Source organism: Aquimarina sp. AU119 (assembly GCF_900312735.1).
Taxonomy (GTDB): domain Bacteria; phylum Bacteroidota; class Bacteroidia; order Flavobacteriales; family Flavobacteriaceae; genus Aquimarina; species Aquimarina algiphila.
The window spans coordinates 499,018-516,801 of record NZ_OMPF01000014.1 but is presented as its reverse complement, the minus strand read 5'-3'; the positions used below and the strand labels follow the sequence as shown (position 1 = coordinate 516,801).

Here is a 17,784-nt window from a genome sequence, read left to right as displayed (position 1 = left end):
TCTTTTTTATTCAAAAGACCAGATATCAGTATAAAAATCATAATAGTTTCCTAGATCCAAACCGTATCCATTAATGACCCATAATTTTTTATCATAGTGTACAGATGTATGTTCTGTTCTTTCAGGAAAGGTTTTAGATACTTTAACTTCTGTCCAGGTTACACCATCGTTACTAAACCACACATCATTAAAATATTTAAAATCATTATTTCTGGTTCCTGCAGTTAACCACATTCCTTTTTTATTAGCCGTTAAAGCGTGATTTCTTCTCGGAAGAAAATCTGCATTTGCTGTAGCAAGAAACCATTGAAAACCATTTGGAGAGTACCATACATCATTTAAAAAATTATTATTTATATCATATCCTCCAATCACCCAGATTTTATTATCAAAAACTACAGCGGCATGATCTCTTCGTTCACCAAAAGGTGCCAGATTAGTGGCCAAATTCCATTTAACTCCATCACTACTTACCCAAACATCTCCTTTTTCAACACCATTTTCCTCTCCTCCAATCACAAACATTCTTCCATTTAAGTCTACCATAGCATGGCTTGATCTTGGCGAAAAAGCAGCATTATTATTGGTCAATACCCAGTTGGTTCCATCATCAGAATACCAAACATCATTCATTTCATCAACTAGTTCTCCTCCTGTTAACCACATTTTACCATTAGAAACTGTTGTAGCGTGATTTGTTCTTCTTGAAAAAGCTGCCTTTTTTGTAGCTGCAATCCAGTTGGTCCCATCATTACTAAACCACGCATCGTTATAATAAATGCCTGGTCCATTACCAGCTATTACCCACATCTTTTTATCAAATATTAATGAGGTATGATTAGCACGACCTCCAAAAGAGGTTTCTTTGGCAACCAAAGTAGACTTCAATTTTTTCTTTGTTAGAGGTAACATCTTTATAGATGTAGTTTCTACTTCTTCTATCTGATTGTCATCGGTGCTACATGATAGCATTACTAAAGACACAAATGCCAGTATTATATATATATGTTTTTTCATTTCAACTATATTTTTTTAATGAAAACCCTTCAATCATTAACTATCTAAAAATAATTGAAGGGCAAAATCACAAACTTAAACACAAGTAGCGTATGTGTTGTTTTACATTTGGCTATTATTCTGGAATATTAAATAGAGTCGCAATCTCTTTATAAGACATGGTAGTATAATCTGGTGTAGATTTTGTTGCAGAAGAAGTTGAACTAACGGCTACTCCTCCAGGTATAATAACGTACCTATAATCATCAAAACGATCAAAATCATTATCAGTATTAGAAGCAGCAAATCCTACTGCTCGTATTGACCCTTGATTAGTGGTAGTATATGTATATCGTTCTTCTGTAGACCTATTTTCATAAGGTAACGGAAATACTTCATCTCCTACCACCAATAAAATATCACCTCTTCCGTATACTAATACAGTACTGGTATCTAAGTTTACTCCTAAATCTGTAATCTGTTGAGCGTTTGCTAATGTAAAAACTTTTTGCAGTAACCCTCCACCTGGTGTAAAACCATTTGGAATCCAATCTGAATATATCACATTTGCGGTTCCAGGGTCTCCTGGATCTCCCGGATCACCTTGGATTCCTTGAGTTCCTTGTGCTCCAGCTGGACCTTCTGGTCCTGCAGGGCCTATAGCACCATCTTCACCATCAGAACAAGAAAATATAGATACAGATAGTACAAGTATCAAACTCAATTTCACTAAATCTTTCATCGCTTTCATTTTTTGTTGTTTTTTAAAAGTTTAGAGTACAAACCTAGTGGGAGTGAGGATGTTGAATATCCGAAAAGATTGAATTTCAAAGAATTCGGACATATTTAGGGGGATTTACCAAGGAATATGAAAATAAAACTCTAATACCAATTTTTAATACACCAAAAAACGTTTAGTATTTACTTGAGAAAATGAAATATCTAGATTTAAGTAAAACTCTGATTTGCACTTTTAAACTGGAAAAGCTATCCTTTTTTGGCAATAATAATCAGGTCTTTTGTGGTAGTGTCTTTGTATTGAGGATGTGTTTTTCGTCTTTTATCCATAATTGTAAATCCGTTTCCTGTTAATGCTTCGATTAAATAACCAGCCTCATGGTAATGAATATATATTTCTTGTTTTCCTCCAGAACTTGGTTGAGTAAAACCTGATTTGCTGTAATCATCTTCCATTGTGCTTACATAGAAAATTCCATTGGGCTTTAATACTACAGATACATCTTGTATAAATTGTAACGCATCTTCTTTTGAGAGATATGGCAAACAAAACCCAGATATAATTGCATCATACTTTTGAGTAAGAGTAGTTATTTTTCTACAATCTAACATTTCAATTTGAGTGGTAGGATTATTTATTTTTGCTAGCTCAATCATTTTTGAGGATACATCTGTAGCCAATAGCTTAAAATCTGGACGTTTTTGAAGCATGTATTTTGTAATATTTCCTGGTCCGCAACCAACTTCTAAAACTTCTGCATTCTTTTTTTCAATAGACTCACAAAACAAATCAAAAGTATCATGATACATTGCCAGGTCCATATACTTATCTTGATATACCTTAGCAAATTTGTCAAAAACCTCTATTGCGATTTTGGTTTTATCCATAACTCTTATAAGTTACCTTTACTCCTTTTTTATTTTTTTCCTTTCTTCAACATTAAAATTCCTACGCCTAAAACTCCTATTGTCAATACTACGAAAACCCAATATTTTGTTGTTTTTTCATTTTCCTTTTGGTCTTCACTATCGGTTTCCTGAGTTACATGTTTTTCTTTATCTGGTTTTTTATTAAACAAACTATCAATATCTTTTTTATAGGCACTGTCCAGTAAAATATTTTGTTTTGGAACAGGTCTATAATCTATAATTTTTCCAATTGTAGTATCCCTGGCATATTTTCTATCGAGATGCATTTGTCCACCTTTTCCATGTTGAATTCTTACTCCTAGTTTAGGTTCTTTATAGTATTTTGTTGTAAACTCTTGTTCTGGATCCATTCCTGATCGTATCCATCTCATTTCATCATCACGTATTTTTTGATAAAACCTGTTTCCTTCGTTAATTTCTTCTATTAACAATTCTTCTAATTCATATAGTGTAAACTTTTTTCCACGCCGTTTTGTATACTGATGAAAAAGAGTAAATACGATTTTTTTCTTATACACTTCTTTTACAATATCATCTTCAATATTATAAGATGCTTTAAAATATGCTCGTGCAGCAAGTTGTCTTGCTCCTCCTTTCCTTCCTGTGCCCATTAATAGGTCTCCTAATACTTCTAATAAAACAGGAGAATCATAATTTCCAAATTTCATCATCCCCATAATACCGATAATGGCCTTTTCTAGCTCTGCATAAGGTAAGTTTCTTATTGGACCGAAAATACCATTTTCTACTTCATCTTTTTGAGACTTACTTGTTGATGTATTCTTTTTTTCCTCATACTTGTTTACAAGAAATGCATAAAAATTTTGTTCATGTTCTGGTTCGGGAAGGCAATCAAGACACCTTCTAAATTTTGAAGAAAGTGGTAGTGGAATCTTTCCATTTTTCATTTTACTGAGCACGTACTCTGCAACGTGTCGTTGATATATTTCTCTACCAAAATGTGCCTCAGGGTTAATTTCTACCGCTTTATCTATGTATTCAATTCCTTTTTTAAATTGCCCATCATGCAGATAAAATGTACCCAAATTAGCATACGTCTTATACTCTCCTGGTTTAATCGCCTCTTTTTTAAGGATAATTTTGATAGCTTTTTTATCATCTCCTATTTTTGAATATGAAACGGCGAGATCATCCAATAACGGAAGACTGTCTGGAAATTTTTGTAGTTTTTCTTCTCGATCTTTTATTCTCCAATAATGAAACTCTGGTGAATGTCTTAAGAATTTTCCCGAAATCAATTCGATCACACTAGGAAATTTTTGCCTTTCCATTTCAATAGTATCATAATCCCAAAAGCATGGAAAAACGGTAAAAAAACTTGCAAAAAAAACTATGGTTGTGAGTCTAGTACGTTTCATTTCTTAAATATAATTTTTATTTACCATATCATTATCAAAAAAAGGATCCTCATTACTGTTGTTAGGTTAGTTAATGAGGATCCCGGGTAATGAAAAGCAATTGGACAAAAAAATCTAATCATTACGTTACTATTGTTATGTAGATATATCTATTCTAATTTTACAATCCAGTAATCCCATTTGCCTTTCCCAGCTCCGCTAATATCTTCTCCAGGACCCCAGACATAACCTGTCACTATATAACCATCATTGGTTTGTTGAATAGCATTTGCATAATCTGGTTCTGGGCCTCCAAAGCTAATTTCCCATGACAATTCACCAAGAGGATTTAATTTTACAACCCAATAATCTGCATACCCTCCATTATTGGTACTCACATCAAAATCACTTGCTCCTGAGTTACCGGCAAAAATATAACCTTGATCTGTAGTCTGCTGAATCGAACGCGCAGCATCACTTTCTGAACTACCAAGGTTAACTTCCCACACTATTGCTCCCGAAGTATCTAACTTTACGATCCAACTATCTTTTTTTCCGTTGTTGTCACTTACATCAAAATCTGAGGATTCAGAATATCCAGCAACAATATAACCTTGATCTGTAGTTTGGTGAATATCATAGGCCAAATCATCAAGTGAGCCTCCAAGATTGGTTTCCCAAATCAAATTTCCTAAAGCATCTAACTTTACAATCCAATAATCTTTTTCCCCATAGTTACCTCCCACATCATCGCCTAAAGATTCTGAATATCCTCCAACAATATATCCCCCATCACTAGTTTGCTCAACTGATTGTGCAATATCAAACTCACTACCGCCAAGATTGGTTTCCCATATTAAGGCTCCTTCAGCATCTAACTTTATTACCCAATAATCAATACCTCCATTATTACCTCCTACATCATCGTTTGAAGAACTGGTAAAACCAGCAACAATATACCCACCATCCAAAGTTTGATCTACAGAAGTTGCTTCCTCATTTCCACTTCCGCCATAGTTAGTTTCCCAAACCAAATTTCCAGACCCATCTAATTTTACAATCCAAAAATCAGCAAAAGAAGTATCTCCACTAATGTCTTGATCATTAGAGTCAGTAAACCCAACTACTATATACCCTCCATCTGTTGTTTGTTGTATACTATTTCCTGCTTCATCACTATTCCCTCCAAGGTTAGTCTCCCATATCATATCTCCAGAATTGTTCAGTTTAATAACCCAATAATCCCCTCCCAGATATCCATCTGCATCGTTATTACCGCCTACATCTCCATCATCAGAATTAGCCGTACCTGCGACTATATATCCACCATCTACTGTTAATTGTATAGCATTAGCCACATCAATTTGAGAGCCACCAAAGGATTTTTCCCATGCTATTGATACTTCTTCATTGATAATCTCACCTTCTTCTGTGGTAAAATCAAATGTATTCTCAGACGTATTTCCATTACCATCAGAAGCAATTACTTTACCATTATAATTAGTTTGAGCAATAAGACCTTCTAACAGGAATTCTGTTGTTTCTAGATTTGTCTGTACTTCGTTATCACCCAGAACCACCGTATACGTTACTTTATCTTCATCGGGGTCAACTGCTGCATTCCAACTCAATAATGCATTATTCTCAGTAATCTGAGTAATCTGTATTGTAAAATCTCCTGGTTTTTGATTTTGAGGTGTTGTCGTTATGTTTTGATCATCATCACTATTACACCCCAAAATCAAAATACATATGAAGATTAAATTTGGTAAAAAATATTTCTTTTTCATCAGTCTATATGTTTTTCTATTTATTTTGGATATACCTTATATAAATCATACTACGAGTCCATCATCTATATAGAGTGTGATAAAAGTAATTGAGAAGAAATAGGTTAATATCCGAAAAGTTTGAATTTCAATGAATTCGGACATCTTAAATAAGTTTTGTCAAAATATGAACATCATCCATTTTTCTGGGGGTCACTATCTAATTATCCCAAGTGTCTAAAAAATGTTTTTACATTTCTTTTGTTTTTTCCCCAATCAACTATTTGGGTTGAAAGATAACATTCACTTTTCATCGTTACATTTCCATTTTCTTCGATTCTTATGCTTATTTTTTCAAACCAAGACCAAATATTTAATGATGACTTTGCATAGATGGTTCTATTTTCTTTATCAATATTTTCTATCTTAAACTTAGATTTGTCAATGGCAGTTTTGATATTATGAATTAATTCAATCTTGCTTGAATCGTACTTTTTTGAAGCTTCGAATTTTACTCCCATTTCTTAATTTTTAAATAATTTGAAAACCTTATATACAATTCTTAACTCTGCATTATATCCATTCCATATCGGCGGAAATTCTTCATTATACCCTTTTTCAGAAATACTTTTACCCACTTTTATCCATAAGAATACATTCCCTTTTTTCTTTTTGTTTAGCTTGATTCGAATTCCCAAATTAATATTTTCATTACTAAACTTTCTTACTATTTCATCATCTTGTGTCTTATAAGAATTTGTACTATAATCAATAGTCATAAAGCGATAGTTTATTCCCGTTTCAAAATGAAAAAATACTACCGGAGCAATTCCTACAGTAAGTCCAGGTAAAGCATACACTGATGTTTTACCCATGGTATACTCTACACCAGCAGATAATTTATAGGTAAAAGGAGGTATGGATATACCTTGTATTCCGTAAGCTATTCCATACGCAAGATTAATATTGAATTTTTTAGGTGTCTGATCATGATTATAATTTTGTTGCCCAAATAAAAGAGGTAGGCTTATAAAATATATGAATACGATACTTAACAGCCTTATTGCTCTATCCCTATGAAACATGAAAAATTCGTTTAGATTAATTGTATTACTAATGATTATTAACCGAGCTTTTAGAGGTATTAACAACAATATTTTCTTAGGGAATTACGGTTTCTGCAACACACCAATTTTCAAAAAAACTAGTATGCTGTATAACAAAATTCTGGGTACCAAAATTTAATGGACAATGGGCTATATTATTCTCACCATTAATTCTGTTGATTTGAAGTTCAGTTCTGTTTCCCAAACCTACTCTTCCCAATATTTGACCTGCATCGACTTGGTCACCTAAAGAAACATTAACATCTAATATGTGATCCTGTATGATAAGCCATGTAGAATTATCATTTGGTTTTATCCATATTTCTAAATCATCAATATTTGAATTCATTCTGATATCTTCTACAACCCCATCTGAAACCGATCTAAGCTGTATATTTGATTGCTTAGTAAAATATTCAATTGCAGGGTTTTGTTGAGTAGGGGTTAGTGACTCACCAAATGCGATAAATGAACTAACCTCATGGATTGTTATTGGTGTAACCATAAAAGATGGTGGAGTCTGGTCTAATGTAATATCATCGTCACTACAACTTGTAATTAATATATAAAAGACCAAAAGCTTAATTGATTTTATATCAAAATCTAGCATAGTTTTATAATATAAAGACATTACCTATATCCCCATATATCCCGAAAATAAACCGCGTTATAATAACCTTCTTCATCTGCAACATCATAATATCCATTAAGAACCCAAAGTCTATCATCAAAATACAAAGAAGTATGATATCCTCTAGCCGGGAAAAATTTTATTACATTCACAGATTCCCAGGCAATTCCATCTTTACTAAACCATATATCATTATGATAAGAACTTCCTTTAGAAGAACCTCCAGTAAGCCACATCCCTTTTTCATTGGCTACTACTTCATGCAATCTTCTTCGAGAAAACTGAGCATTTGGTGTGGCCAAATTCCATTGATATCCATTTTTGGAATACCAAACATCATTAAGATAATTTCCATAATTATCATATCCTCCTATAACCCAAATTCTATTATTATATACTACTGTTGCGTGCCCATGACGTCTGCCAAATGGAGCTAACTTGGTCACTTGATCCCACTGTACGCTATCGCTGCTTACCCATATATCTCCTTTTACCCAATCCTCCTCATCTAAAGGATTACTAAACCCTCCTATTAAAAACATTCTACCATTTAGATTTGTAAGCGTATGATGTCTACGAGCAGAAAAAGGAGCATTTTTTACAGTCTGTACCCAATCTTTTCCATTTTTACTACGCCACACATCATTAAAGTACTGGCCACCACCAGATGGGGATCTTTTACCTCCCACAATCCACATACTATTATTAGCAACAGTCATAGCATGACCTCCACGCTGTTCAAATGCGGCTTTAGAATTTACCTCTTGCCAGTTTTTACCATCTGTACTGCACCATATATCATTTCTATCTTCGAAAAATATTGTATCGCTGATCCTTCCATGCCCGGCGATTACCCACATTTTATTATCAAATACAACAGAGGCATGATTCGCTCTTCTTCCATAAGAGGTTTTTTCACTTATCACGGTGTTTGGAAGATTAATTCCACTTGCTGGTAGTATTTTTTCTGGAGACGTTAGGAGGATTTCTTTGTTAGTAACGCCTTCATGTAGTTCACAACTACAAACTACTAAAAGGATTACCAAAATGCCAAAGATGTATTCTATTCTGAATCTATTTTTCATAGCAATCATTCAAAAGCATAAAATTCAATTTTTCTACTGTTTAATTAAATATTTTCACCTCTCTCGAGCTAGAGACCCAATCTTCACCCGTTTTGGTATCATATACTTGATACTCTATTTCCCATCTTGTAGAATTATCGAGGGAATAGACGCAATAATCTTCAGGGAAAACAAGTGTAACAGAACTATAAGGAACCTCTAACATCTCTTGCAATTCCCAAGTATTAGACGGACAAAGCAATTTTCTTATATATATTCTAAATCCTCTTCTTTCAGATGGTATTTGCTTTTGTGCAAGTGGATACATAATATAAGAAAATACTCCTTTATGTCCAGCTGTTAAGGTTTCTGGACCATAAACACCCGGATCATACGGGGCTTGCAATTCATCATCCCCAGGAAATTCCCACGTTTTACTATCCTGGATGATTTCAATTTTAGGTTCGGATACGTTTTCTTCGGTAATTTCAAGTTCTGGTTGTGTACAAGACGCTATTAATCCCATAAAAACCAATAAGGCTAATTTTTTCATGTGTAATATGATTTTCAGTTTTATTTCCATAAAACTATTGATAATACTACTATTGAATATCCCGTATCATTGAATTTCAAAGAATTCGGACATATTTTAAGAGTTTACCGGTATTCTTTTGGTGAAATACCGGTTAGCTTTTTAAAAGCACTATAAAAAGTAGATTTAGAATTAAACCCAGACTCTAATGCAATAGCGATAATAGTATAGTTTATAAATTCTGGATTTCTAAGTTTTGATTTTGCATCTTCTATTCTAAATCCATTTACATAATCTGTAAAATTGCGACCTGTCACTTTATTTACTAACTGCGACAAATAGTTACCACTAATATTAAGTTCGGTAGATATACTATCTAATCCCAGATTAGCATCTCTGTATATTTTGGCTTCTTTCATTAAAAATTCAAGCTCTTTAAAATACACATTATCATCAGTAATATGACATGCATTTTTTGTCTGTAACTGTTTTAGCTTATTCTCGGTTAATCTGGCAATTAATTGAAATAAGAAAATATGATTTTCAGTAAAAAAATCTTTTTGTGAATGCTCAGAATCTAAAACTCCCACTACCTCATCATCAACAAAAATAGGAATAGAGAGTTCTGACATTCTATTGGCATCATCTATAATATACTCAGCATCATTGGTAACATCGGATATATATTCGAATCTTCCTGTTTGCGCTACTCTACCTACAATACCTTTTCCTAACGGAATTTGAATTGGGCTTATCACTTTTCGTTCTCCATTATTCTTATACCCAAATGCCGCTTTTTGGATTAACATTTTCTTTTCTGTATCCAACATATAGATTACACAATCCTCGAGCTGAAGTTGTGAAATGCAATTTTCTACAATATCCCAAAGTACATCTTCGAGTTTGTTTTTCTCGAATAGTGATGTTGCAAAATAACTAAGTACTGCAATTGTTTCTGGCGTTGTATTTTGTATCCTATGTTCTTCTTTATCAGAAAACAATTGACTCAAACCGGGGATATTAAAATTTGAAAATGTGTTTCTTAGTCCACTTTTCTTATCCTTGTTGATCTCTGGCTCTTGTACTTCGACACTTACTGTGCTAAAAATATGATCATAAACCGTTGTCACTGTTTTTTGAAACAATGTTGGGATGCTATAAAAACCTGAAAAGTTCTTTATAGTAATCAAAAGAAAATACCCTACTGTTAGAAGTAATGCAATGTTTAATACAATCAAAGAAGTAAACATATGGGTCATCTCAAACGAGGTGATATTAATCTTTAGTATTTTGAAAACTACTACACACGCAAAAAGAAATACAAATCCATATAGTAGTATACCAGATCTTTTTACTGCTATTTTATTCCCTATGTTTTTCTTGATATTCATCACGGTTGATTTTTTTGTCTGAATCAAATATAGAATGACTACACTGCTAAAAACAAATGGAATTTCTCGAAATTCTAAGAATTTCGAGATTGATTTTTGAAAATAAATATTTGAATATCAAGTATTTGTGTTGATTTTGTAGTAAATCCCAATAACGACAGAAAATAGTATCTTTATAGTGATATAAATAGACAAAAACCCCTTGAAATTAAAAAAGACATATCTCTTTTTTACTTCCTTATGGATAAGGATGGTATGCGTGTTTATGATTTTTGGTGCGCACATCACTACAGCACAAGACAAAGATTTTGTTATCCCAGATTCTCTTAAAGGATTGGATTATGATAGATTATACCAAACCTATCTTAAAACCTGGCCCGATACTTTAACATCAAAAATATATTTAAATACTTTTTTAAAAAAAGCCGTTAAAGAGGATAATACAATAAAAATAGCTGAAGCCTATGGACTATTATCATATTATGCTATAGAAGAATCAGAAAAGATAACTTTACTAGATCGCTCTATTAAATTAAGTAGAGGATTGGATTATGATATTACGATTAGAGGATATTCCTTTAAAGGAGGGTATTATGTAAATAAAGGAAATCACACATTAGCTTTAGATAGTTATCTGAAATTGTTAGCGATAGCAGAAAAAGTACAGAACACTAAATTTATCTATATAACAAAGCACAATATTGCTTGTATCAAAACCGAAATCGGGAAGCATGAAGAAGCTTTATCTCTTTTTAAAGAATATTATGAGTATATAAAAACTAAAAGCTCTTTTGACACACTTCAATATTTAAAATCAATCATTCCGTTAGCAGAATCCTATCGATATAATAACTCTCTAGATTCAACATCAGCATTTCATAGTAAAGCAATTAAATATTCTCAAAAATCTAGATATCACCATGATCGCTTTTATGGAAAAATTCTTATTAATGAAGGGATTAATTTATTCTTCAAAGAAAAGTTTGATGGTGCTTCTGATAGTATACTCAAAGGTATTTCATTAATAGATAAAAATCACCCAGAAAATAAAAAATCATACGTATTAGGAGAGTTTTATCTTGGGAAACTACAATTGTTACAACAAGATATCATATCGGCCAGAACGCATTTTCTTACAATGGATTCTATTGTACAACAAGAAAAAATTACTCCTTCTGAAGTTAGAGAAGGGTATGAGTTTCTCATTAATTTTTATAAAGTCAATGAAAAAAAAGAGGAACAACTAGAATCCATTAATAAACTACTACAATTTGATAGTATCATCAACCAGAAAACTTCTTTTGTTTCTTCTCGTTTATTTAAAGAATTTGATACTCCCTTGCTTCTGAAAGAAAAGGAAACACTTATTGAAGAACTGAAAGGCAATAATAAAAACCTAAACCTTCTAGTGATTTTTCTTTCATCACTTGCTACTATTGCCATTGTTTTTCTATATCGTCAATACAAAAAAAGGAAAACGTATCAGCAAAAATTTGAGCAACTCATCGATCAAGGCAGATCTAAACCTAGGAAAAACCTAAAGGAAAAACCACAAGCTGATATTGGAGTAGCCAATGATATTATAACAGAGATTCTAAATAAACTTGATGTGTTTGAAACCAACAAACACTTCTTAAAAAAGAACATTAGTACGACCTCTTTGGCCAAAGACATAAAAACCAATACTAAATATTTATCCAAAGTAATTAACCATCATAAACATAAGAATTTTACCAATTATATTAATGACCTTAGAATCGACTATGCAGTAGCACAACTTAAAGAAAATAAAACCTTAAAAAACTATACCATACAAGGTATTGCAGAAGAGGTGGGGTTTAATACTGCTGAGTCTTTTTCATCCGCTTTTAAAAAGAGTACGGGCATCAAAACTTCCTATTTTATTAAACGATTACATAGCTTAGATACTCCATGATTTTATCGGAATTTCGTGAATTTCGTCTAATAACCTCCTCATTTCTAGGCTATATCATCATTTTTACCCTATATTTATTCTTGGAATACAAGAAAAGTAAAACTTAAAAATCAATGATTATGAAAAAAGCAACGGGGAAAAAGTTAACGCTTGAGAAATTAAATATTACAAAATTAGAGCAGATGTCATCTATAAAAGGTGGTCTGACATCTCGAGAACCTGGATGTGATGTATTTAATGAAACTAAGATATATTGCAAAACGAAAAATGAAAATTGTAATACAAAAGCTAGAGGTTGCGAATCTGGTGGTACAACCATAATCCAATGGGGTTAATCCACTTTAAGCTATACTATTATATAAAAAAAACCCTCAAACTATGCTTTTCCTATGCATAGTTTGAGGGTTTTTGTTTGTATATAAATAAAAATATATTTCTCTTGTATAGTTAATAACAAAAGGAATGTATCAATTCATCTCAAGACCAACTTTCTCGGTTTTCTTACCATCACTAATTACAATTTCGTAGCTTCCGATAGGTAAGTAGTATTTTCCATTCTTTCTTTTTACTACTTTATCATCAGGAAATTCTTTTTCGAGAATGTTTTTTGCTTTTTCGGTAATCGTTACATCATACTTTGTATAGTTTAGTCCTTTGTCTCCATCTACAGAAAACTGTTGAAGTATTTTTCCCGAGGCTGTAGTAATCTTAACTGTAAACTTCCCAGGAGCTAATGCATAAAATGTGATGGGTAATGATGGTTCTCTAGGTTCCATCCACTTGCTCCAGGAAACGCCCCATCGTTCTGACCATTTCATACCTTCATTTTCAAAAACATGAAGTCCTTTATTGATAATGGTATTATCAAGTAGTTGTATTGGCTCTATATTAGTTTTATAGATACTTCTACCGTGTGTCCCTAAAAGTAGATCTTTAGCATCTTCCTGAATAACAATATCATGCACTGCTACATTAGGGATTCCTTCAGAGAATGCCTGCCATGTTTTTCCTTTATCCAAAGTTACATAAGCACCATTATCAGTTCCCAAATACAATACGTTTTCATTTTCAGGATCTTCCTTAATTACATTAATAGCAGATGCAGGTAAATTACTTCCAATCGATGTCCAGGTTTGTCCGTAGTTTTCACTTACATATACGTAAGGTGTAAAGTCATCCCATCGATACCCATTAAGCGTCACATATACCCTTTCTTTTTTATGAGAAGAAGCAATTACTCTGGATACCCACAAATCTTTAGGTAACGTATTGGAGATTTTATTCCAACTTCCGCCAGAGTTTTTGGTTACATACACCAATCCATCATCACTACCTGTATAGATTAATCCAAACTGAAAAGGAGACTCAGAAATAGTAGTTAATGTACCATAGGCTACATTTCCTTTTTTGCCTCCACCGGTTAGATCATTGGATATAGCAGTCCAGTCATCACCCTGATTCATAGATCGCATTAATTTATTTCCCCCTAAATACAGGATATCCTGATTGTGCGGAGATAATAAAATTGGTGTTTGCCAATTGAATCGATATGGTGATTCTCCTAACTCATGCTTTGGTTGGATATAGGTCTGCTTTTCCTTTGCTCTATCCAATCTAAAATAGTTTCCAAACTGAAATCCGGTATATACGATATTAGCATTCCGATTATCAATCTGGACCTGCATACCATCGCCTCCCATAATACTTTCCCAGGGATAATGACCACTTTGGTGCCAAGAAACATCTTCTCTGGCATTATGCGCTCCTACCCAAACTCCGTTATCCTGTAGACCTCCATATACATTATAAGGTTTTTCATTATCTACATTAATATAGTAAAACTGTCCTACACTTGGCTGATTGGCTTTGATCCAATGCTCACCATCATCATAAGATATATTTACCCCCCCATCATTCCCGTTGATCAAATGCATTGGGTTTTTAGGATTAATCCATAGGGAATGATGATCTGCATGAACATTTCTACCACTAATACTGGTAAAGGTCTTTCCTGCATCTTTAGACTTTAGGATAGGTACTCCAGATATATAAATATGATCTTTATTTGCTGGGTTTACCTGTATCTGAGCAAAATAATATCCATAGCTATAAAAAATATCATCTAGAAAATCCTCATGAGTTTTCTTCCAGGATTTACCTGCATCATCACTACGATATACTTCTGCTCCAACAACAGGCGTATCAAATAACATGGCATTTGCATCTTCAAGATATTTGGCAAGATCTATAGGTTGTACTGTGCCTCCACGAACTAGTTGTTTTAGATTATCAGCTCTGTATTTTTCCTGAAAACCATTTGTTTTTAGAAATGCATTTAGCTTTTTATCTTCTAGTTTTAAAAAAGCATCTTTTGACATGGTTTTAAAATCTTCTTTAGTCAATCCTTCACCATCTTTTTTAGTATCGCTTTTATCTCTTCTAAACTGGCTATCATGAACTACATATACGGTATTCTCGTCAAAAACAGCAAGTCCAATTCTACCTACACCTTCTCCTGTAGGAAAACCACTTCCTTCTACAGAAATCTTGGTCCAGGTATTCCCGGCATCTGTACTTTTATATACTCCAGATCCTGGTCCGTTTCCTTCAAAATTCCATGCTTTACGATCTTTATCCCAAGCAGCCGCATACATAACATTAAAATTATTAGGAGCAGATGCCAGGTCGATAATACCCGTTTCATTATTAATAAATAAGGTTTTATTCCAAGTGGTTCCTCCGTCTGTAGTTTTATATACTCCGCGTTCTTCATTAACAGAATACAAATGTCCTGTAACTCCTACTACAACCTCATCGGGATTATTAGGGTTAATAACAATTCTCCCTATATGATGTGAGTCGGGCAATCCTACATTTTTCCAGGTTTTACCTTTATCAGTAGATTTTAAAATCCCTGTCCCGGCATAGGATGATCTCGATGAGTTATTCTCACCTGTTCCTACCCAGATGATGTTATTTTTCCAATCTACTGCAATATCGCCTACGTTAATAGTTTCTGCAGTATCCAAAACCGGATCAAATGTGGTTCCGTTATTTACAGTATACCATAATCCTCCTGAAGCATATCCTACATAAAATTCTGCAGTATTTTCTGGGTTGACATCGACATCGACTACACGTCCACTCATTACGGTAGGGCCAATATTTTTAAAAGGAACATGCCGAACTAATGAAGAAGTTTCCATTTGCTTTTTGGCAGACAATCCCTTTTGTACGGCCTCTGCAGGTGTTGGAGATTGCTGAGCAAAAACTATAGTTGACAGCAATACGAATACTAATGACGATGTGAATATTTTCATTTTGATGGATATTTAGTGGGCTGAAAGTAGATATTGTGAAAATAACCTCAAAATTTTTAGATATTGTTTAACAATACATCCTTTTTGCTTTAGTATTTTTGGAAATCCGTAATGAGCATTTAATAAATTAGTATCAGATGAAATACCACCAAATAGATAGCAATCTTTTCATAAAGAATAGAAAGAACTTTACAGCGCAAATGAAACCTAATAGCATTGCCGTATTTAACAGTAATGATATCTATCCAATTAGTGCAGATAGCACTATACCTTTTGAGCAACACAGGGATATCTTCTATTTAAGTGGTGTAGATCAGGAAGAAAGTGTTTTACTTCTTTTTCCTGATGCTCCGGTAGCAAAACATCGTGAGATTCTATTTTTAAAAGAAACCAGCGAGCATATTGCCATTTGGGAGGGTGAAAAACTCACCAAAGAACGCGCTTTGGAAGTTTCTGGAATCAAAACTGTGTATTGGCTTCAGGATTTGGAAAAGATTTTTTTCGAGGTTATGACGCAATGTGAAACCGTATATGTCAATACGAATGAGCACTACCGATCAAATGTAGAAACCGAAACTCGAGAAGATCGTTTTACCAAATGGTGGAAAGCAAAATATCCCGCACATACGGTTGCCAAAAGTAATCCTATTTTACAACGATTACGTTCTGTAAAAGACGCTATAGAAATTGATCTGATGCAAACGGCATGTAATATTACTGAAAAAGGGTTTAGAAGACTTTTGGGATTTGTAAAACCTGGCGTTTGGGAATATAATATCGAAGCCGAATTACTACACGAATTTATCAATAACAGGTCCAAAGGATTTGCATATACTCCCATAATAGCAAGTGGAACTAATGCTAATGTTCTTCATTATATAGAAAACAATCAGCAGTGTAAGGCAGGAGATTTGATTTTGATGGATGTTGCTGCAGAATATGCTAACTATTCTAGTGACTTATCCCGTACAATTCCTGTGTCTGGAACCTATACCAAACGACAAAGAGCCGTGTACGATGCCGTACTGCGTGTTAAAAATGAAGCGACTAAAATGTTAGTACCAGGAACTATCTGGGCAGATTATCATGTAGAAGTAGGTAAGATTATGACTTCAGAATTATTAGGGCTGGGATTATTAGATAAAGCCGATGTACAAAAAGAAGACCCTGAATGGCCTGCCTATAAAAAATATCTAATGCACGGTACTTCTCATCATATCGGATTAGATACTCATGACTACGGTATTTTAACCGAGCCTATGCAAGCAAATATGGTATTTACAGTAGAACCAGGGATTTATATTCCGGATGAAGGTTTTGGAATACGACTAGAAGATGATGTTGTTATACAGGAAAAAGGAGACCCTTTTAATCTTATGGCCAATATCCCTATAGAAGCAGAAGAAATTGAAGAGCTTATGAACAAGTCCTAGGCTTAATGTATCATAAAAATTGATACTATCTTTAAAAAAAGAAAAGGCAATGACCACCTACTTATTTACCGATACTTAGGTGGCTCTATTCCTTTCATTCGTAAATACGTGACCATTTGTCCACGATGATGTGCATTATGATTCAATACATCAATAATTTTATCTGTTAACTTAGAGGTTTCTTCTGCTTTAAGAACAAAGTCAATGAAGGCATTAAACTGTTCATTTGCATAAGTAATCAATTCTTTTTTACTTAAACCATCCTCATCACCAGGGTTCCATTTAATAGGAGTTCCCTTCATTACTTCAAGATTCCATTCTATGGAGTATATAATATGAGAAGCCAAGGCAGTATATGATCTAACATCTTTATTTGGTTTATATCCATATTCACTTTCTGGCATGGCTTCAATGACTTGTATGGTATATATTTTGGTATTCTTTAAACGTTCCTCCAGATAATTGTATTTTTTAATCAAATGATTATCTTCTTCATCTGTTATAAATCCCATAACAGTAAACAAGGCTGTACTTAAAAAGGTTAATATTAGTATTGCTTTAGTTTTCATAATAAAGAATA

At 33.4% G+C, this 17,784-nt stretch carries 16 protein-coding genes; 3 read left to right on the top strand and 13 right to left on the bottom strand.

Features of this window, described 5'->3' with window-relative positions:
- Nucleotides 1-6: 6 nt before the first annotated feature.
- The 11 genes from DK442_RS13070 to DK442_RS13020 all read right to left on the bottom strand — a co-directional run bounded on the left by DK442_RS13070 (nt 7) and on the right by DK442_RS13020 (nt 10,515).
- On the bottom strand, nt 7-1,017 hold the full coding sequence (locus tag DK442_RS13070) for a kelch repeat-containing protein (protein ID WP_109436316.1): 1,011 nt from the start codon (nt 1,015-1,017) through the stop codon (nt 7-9).
- Nucleotides 1,018-1,132: 115 nt separating this feature from the next.
- A complete protein-coding gene (locus DK442_RS13065) occupies nt 1,133-1,747 on the bottom strand; it encodes a hypothetical protein (protein ID WP_109436315.1) in 615 nt (204 codons plus the stop codon).
- A 236-nt stretch (nt 1,748-1,983) separates the two neighbouring features.
- Complete coding sequence (locus DK442_RS13060; protein ID WP_109436314.1) at nt 1,984-2,622, bottom strand: class I SAM-dependent methyltransferase; 639 nt, start codon at nt 2,620-2,622, stop codon at nt 1,984-1,986.
- Between the two features lie 29 nt (nt 2,623-2,651).
- The gene (locus DK442_RS13055) at nt 2,652-4,043 is read right to left on the bottom strand and encodes a tetratricopeptide repeat protein (protein WP_109436313.1); all 1,392 of its coding nucleotides are present in this window, start codon (nt 4,041-4,043) and stop codon (nt 2,652-2,654) included.
- A gap of 149 nt (nt 4,044-4,192) precedes the next feature.
- Nucleotides 4,193-5,812, bottom strand: coding sequence for a fibronectin type III domain-containing protein (locus tag DK442_RS13050; protein WP_160114161.1), 1,620 nt, complete (start codon nt 5,810-5,812; stop codon nt 4,193-4,195).
- Nucleotides 5,813-6,015: 203 nt separating this feature from the next.
- On the bottom strand, nt 6,016-6,312 hold the full coding sequence (locus DK442_RS13045) for a DUF1499 domain-containing protein (RefSeq protein ID WP_109436311.1): 297 nt from the start codon (nt 6,310-6,312) through the stop codon (nt 6,016-6,018).
- A 3-nt stretch (nt 6,313-6,315) separates the two neighbouring features.
- Nucleotides 6,316-6,876: a hypothetical protein gene (locus DK442_RS13040; RefSeq protein WP_109436310.1), complete on the bottom strand. Its 561-nt coding sequence runs from the start codon at nt 6,874-6,876 to the stop codon at nt 6,316-6,318.
- Nucleotides 6,877-6,952: 76 nt separating this feature from the next.
- Nucleotides 6,953-7,507, bottom strand: a complete 555-nt coding sequence (locus DK442_RS13035) for a hypothetical protein (protein ID WP_160114160.1) — start codon at nt 7,505-7,507, stop codon at nt 6,953-6,955.
- Between the two features lie 20 nt (nt 7,508-7,527).
- Nucleotides 7,528-8,613: a kelch-like protein gene (locus DK442_RS13030; protein WP_160114159.1), complete on the bottom strand. Its 1,086-nt coding sequence runs from the start codon at nt 8,611-8,613 to the stop codon at nt 7,528-7,530.
- A gap of 40 nt (nt 8,614-8,653) precedes the next feature.
- On the bottom strand, nt 8,654-9,145 hold the full coding sequence (locus tag DK442_RS13025; protein WP_109436307.1) for a hypothetical protein: 492 nt from the start codon (nt 9,143-9,145) through the stop codon (nt 8,654-8,656).
- 104 nt (nt 9,146-9,249) lie between these two features.
- On the bottom strand, nt 9,250-10,515 hold the full coding sequence (locus tag DK442_RS13020) for a helix-turn-helix domain-containing protein (RefSeq protein ID WP_109436306.1): 1,266 nt from the start codon (nt 10,513-10,515) through the stop codon (nt 9,250-9,252).
- 202 nt (nt 10,516-10,717) lie between these two features.
- Here DK442_RS13020 and DK442_RS13015 point away from each other — a divergent pair, with 202 nt between their 5' ends.
- Together DK442_RS13015 and DK442_RS13010 are read left to right on the top strand one after the other, a co-directional pair.
- A complete protein-coding gene (locus DK442_RS13015; RefSeq protein ID WP_160114158.1) occupies nt 10,718-12,451 on the top strand; it encodes an AraC family transcriptional regulator in 1,734 nt (577 codons plus the stop codon).
- A gap of 119 nt (nt 12,452-12,570) precedes the next feature.
- The gene (locus DK442_RS13010) at nt 12,571-12,786 is read left to right on the top strand and encodes a hypothetical protein (protein ID WP_160114157.1); all 216 of its coding nucleotides are present in this window, start codon (nt 12,571-12,573) and stop codon (nt 12,784-12,786) included.
- Nucleotides 12,787-12,918: 132 nt separating this feature from the next.
- Here the strand turns inward: DK442_RS13010 and DK442_RS13005 are convergent, their stop codons facing one another.
- Nucleotides 12,919-15,771 (bottom strand): glycosyl hydrolase, encoded by a 2,853-nt coding sequence (locus DK442_RS13005; RefSeq protein WP_109436303.1) that lies wholly within the window; start codon nt 15,769-15,771, stop codon nt 12,919-12,921.
- A gap of 137 nt (nt 15,772-15,908) precedes the next feature.
- Between DK442_RS13005 and DK442_RS13000 the strand changes: the two genes are divergently transcribed.
- The gene (locus DK442_RS13000; protein WP_109436302.1) at nt 15,909-17,204 is read left to right on the top strand and encodes an aminopeptidase P family protein; all 1,296 of its coding nucleotides are present in this window, start codon (nt 15,909-15,911) and stop codon (nt 17,202-17,204) included.
- A 65-nt stretch (nt 17,205-17,269) separates the two neighbouring features.
- On the opposite strand, the gene DK442_RS12995 is transcribed toward DK442_RS13000, so the two are convergent.
- Nucleotides 17,270-17,773, bottom strand: coding sequence for a DinB family protein (locus DK442_RS12995; protein ID WP_109436301.1), 504 nt, complete (start codon nt 17,771-17,773; stop codon nt 17,270-17,272).
- Nucleotides 17,774-17,784 lie beyond the last annotated feature (11 nt).

Coding starts and splice junctions, on each gene's coding strand:
- DK442_RS13070 (WP_109436316.1), bottom strand. CDS start 1,017: ATGAAAAAACATATATATATAATACTGGCATTTGTGTCTTTAGTAATG.
- DK442_RS13065 (WP_109436315.1), bottom strand. CDS start 1,747: ATGAAAGCGATGAAAGATTTAGTGAAATTGAGTTTGATACTTGTACTA.
- DK442_RS13060 (WP_109436314.1), bottom strand. CDS start 2,622: ATGGATAAAACCAAAATCGCAATAGAGGTTTTTGACAAATTTGCTAAG.
- DK442_RS13055 (WP_109436313.1), bottom strand. CDS start 4,043: ATGAAACGTACTAGACTCACAACCATAGTTTTTTTTGCAAGTTTTTTT.
- DK442_RS13050 (WP_160114161.1), bottom strand. CDS start 5,812: ATGAAAAAGAAATATTTTTTACCAAATTTAATCTTCATATGTATTTTG.
- DK442_RS13045 (WP_109436311.1), bottom strand. CDS start 6,312: ATGGGAGTAAAATTCGAAGCTTCAAAAAAGTACGATTCAAGCAAGATT.
- DK442_RS13040 (WP_109436310.1), bottom strand. CDS start 6,876: ATGTTTCATAGGGATAGAGCAATAAGGCTGTTAAGTATCGTATTCATA.
- DK442_RS13035 (WP_160114160.1), bottom strand. CDS start 7,507: ATGCTAGATTTTGATATAAAATCAATTAAGCTTTTGGTCTTTTATATA.
- DK442_RS13030 (WP_160114159.1), bottom strand. CDS start 8,613: ATGAAAAATAGATTCAGAATAGAATACATCTTTGGCATTTTGGTAATC.
- DK442_RS13025 (WP_109436307.1), bottom strand. CDS start 9,145: ATGAAAAAATTAGCCTTATTGGTTTTTATGGGATTAATAGCGTCTTGT.
- DK442_RS13020 (WP_109436306.1), bottom strand. CDS start 10,515: ATGAATATCAAGAAAAACATAGGGAATAAAATAGCAGTAAAAAGATCT.
- DK442_RS13010 (WP_160114157.1), top strand. CDS start 12,571: ATGAAAAAAGCAACGGGGAAAAAGTTAACGCTTGAGAAATTAAATATT.
- DK442_RS13005 (WP_109436303.1), bottom strand. CDS start 15,771: ATGAAAATATTCACATCGTCATTAGTATTCGTATTGCTGTCAACTATA.
- DK442_RS13000 (WP_109436302.1), top strand. CDS start 15,909: ATGAAATACCACCAAATAGATAGCAATCTTTTCATAAAGAATAGAAAG.
- DK442_RS12995 (WP_109436301.1), bottom strand. CDS start 17,773: ATGAAAACTAAAGCAATACTAATATTAACCTTTTTAAGTACAGCCTTG.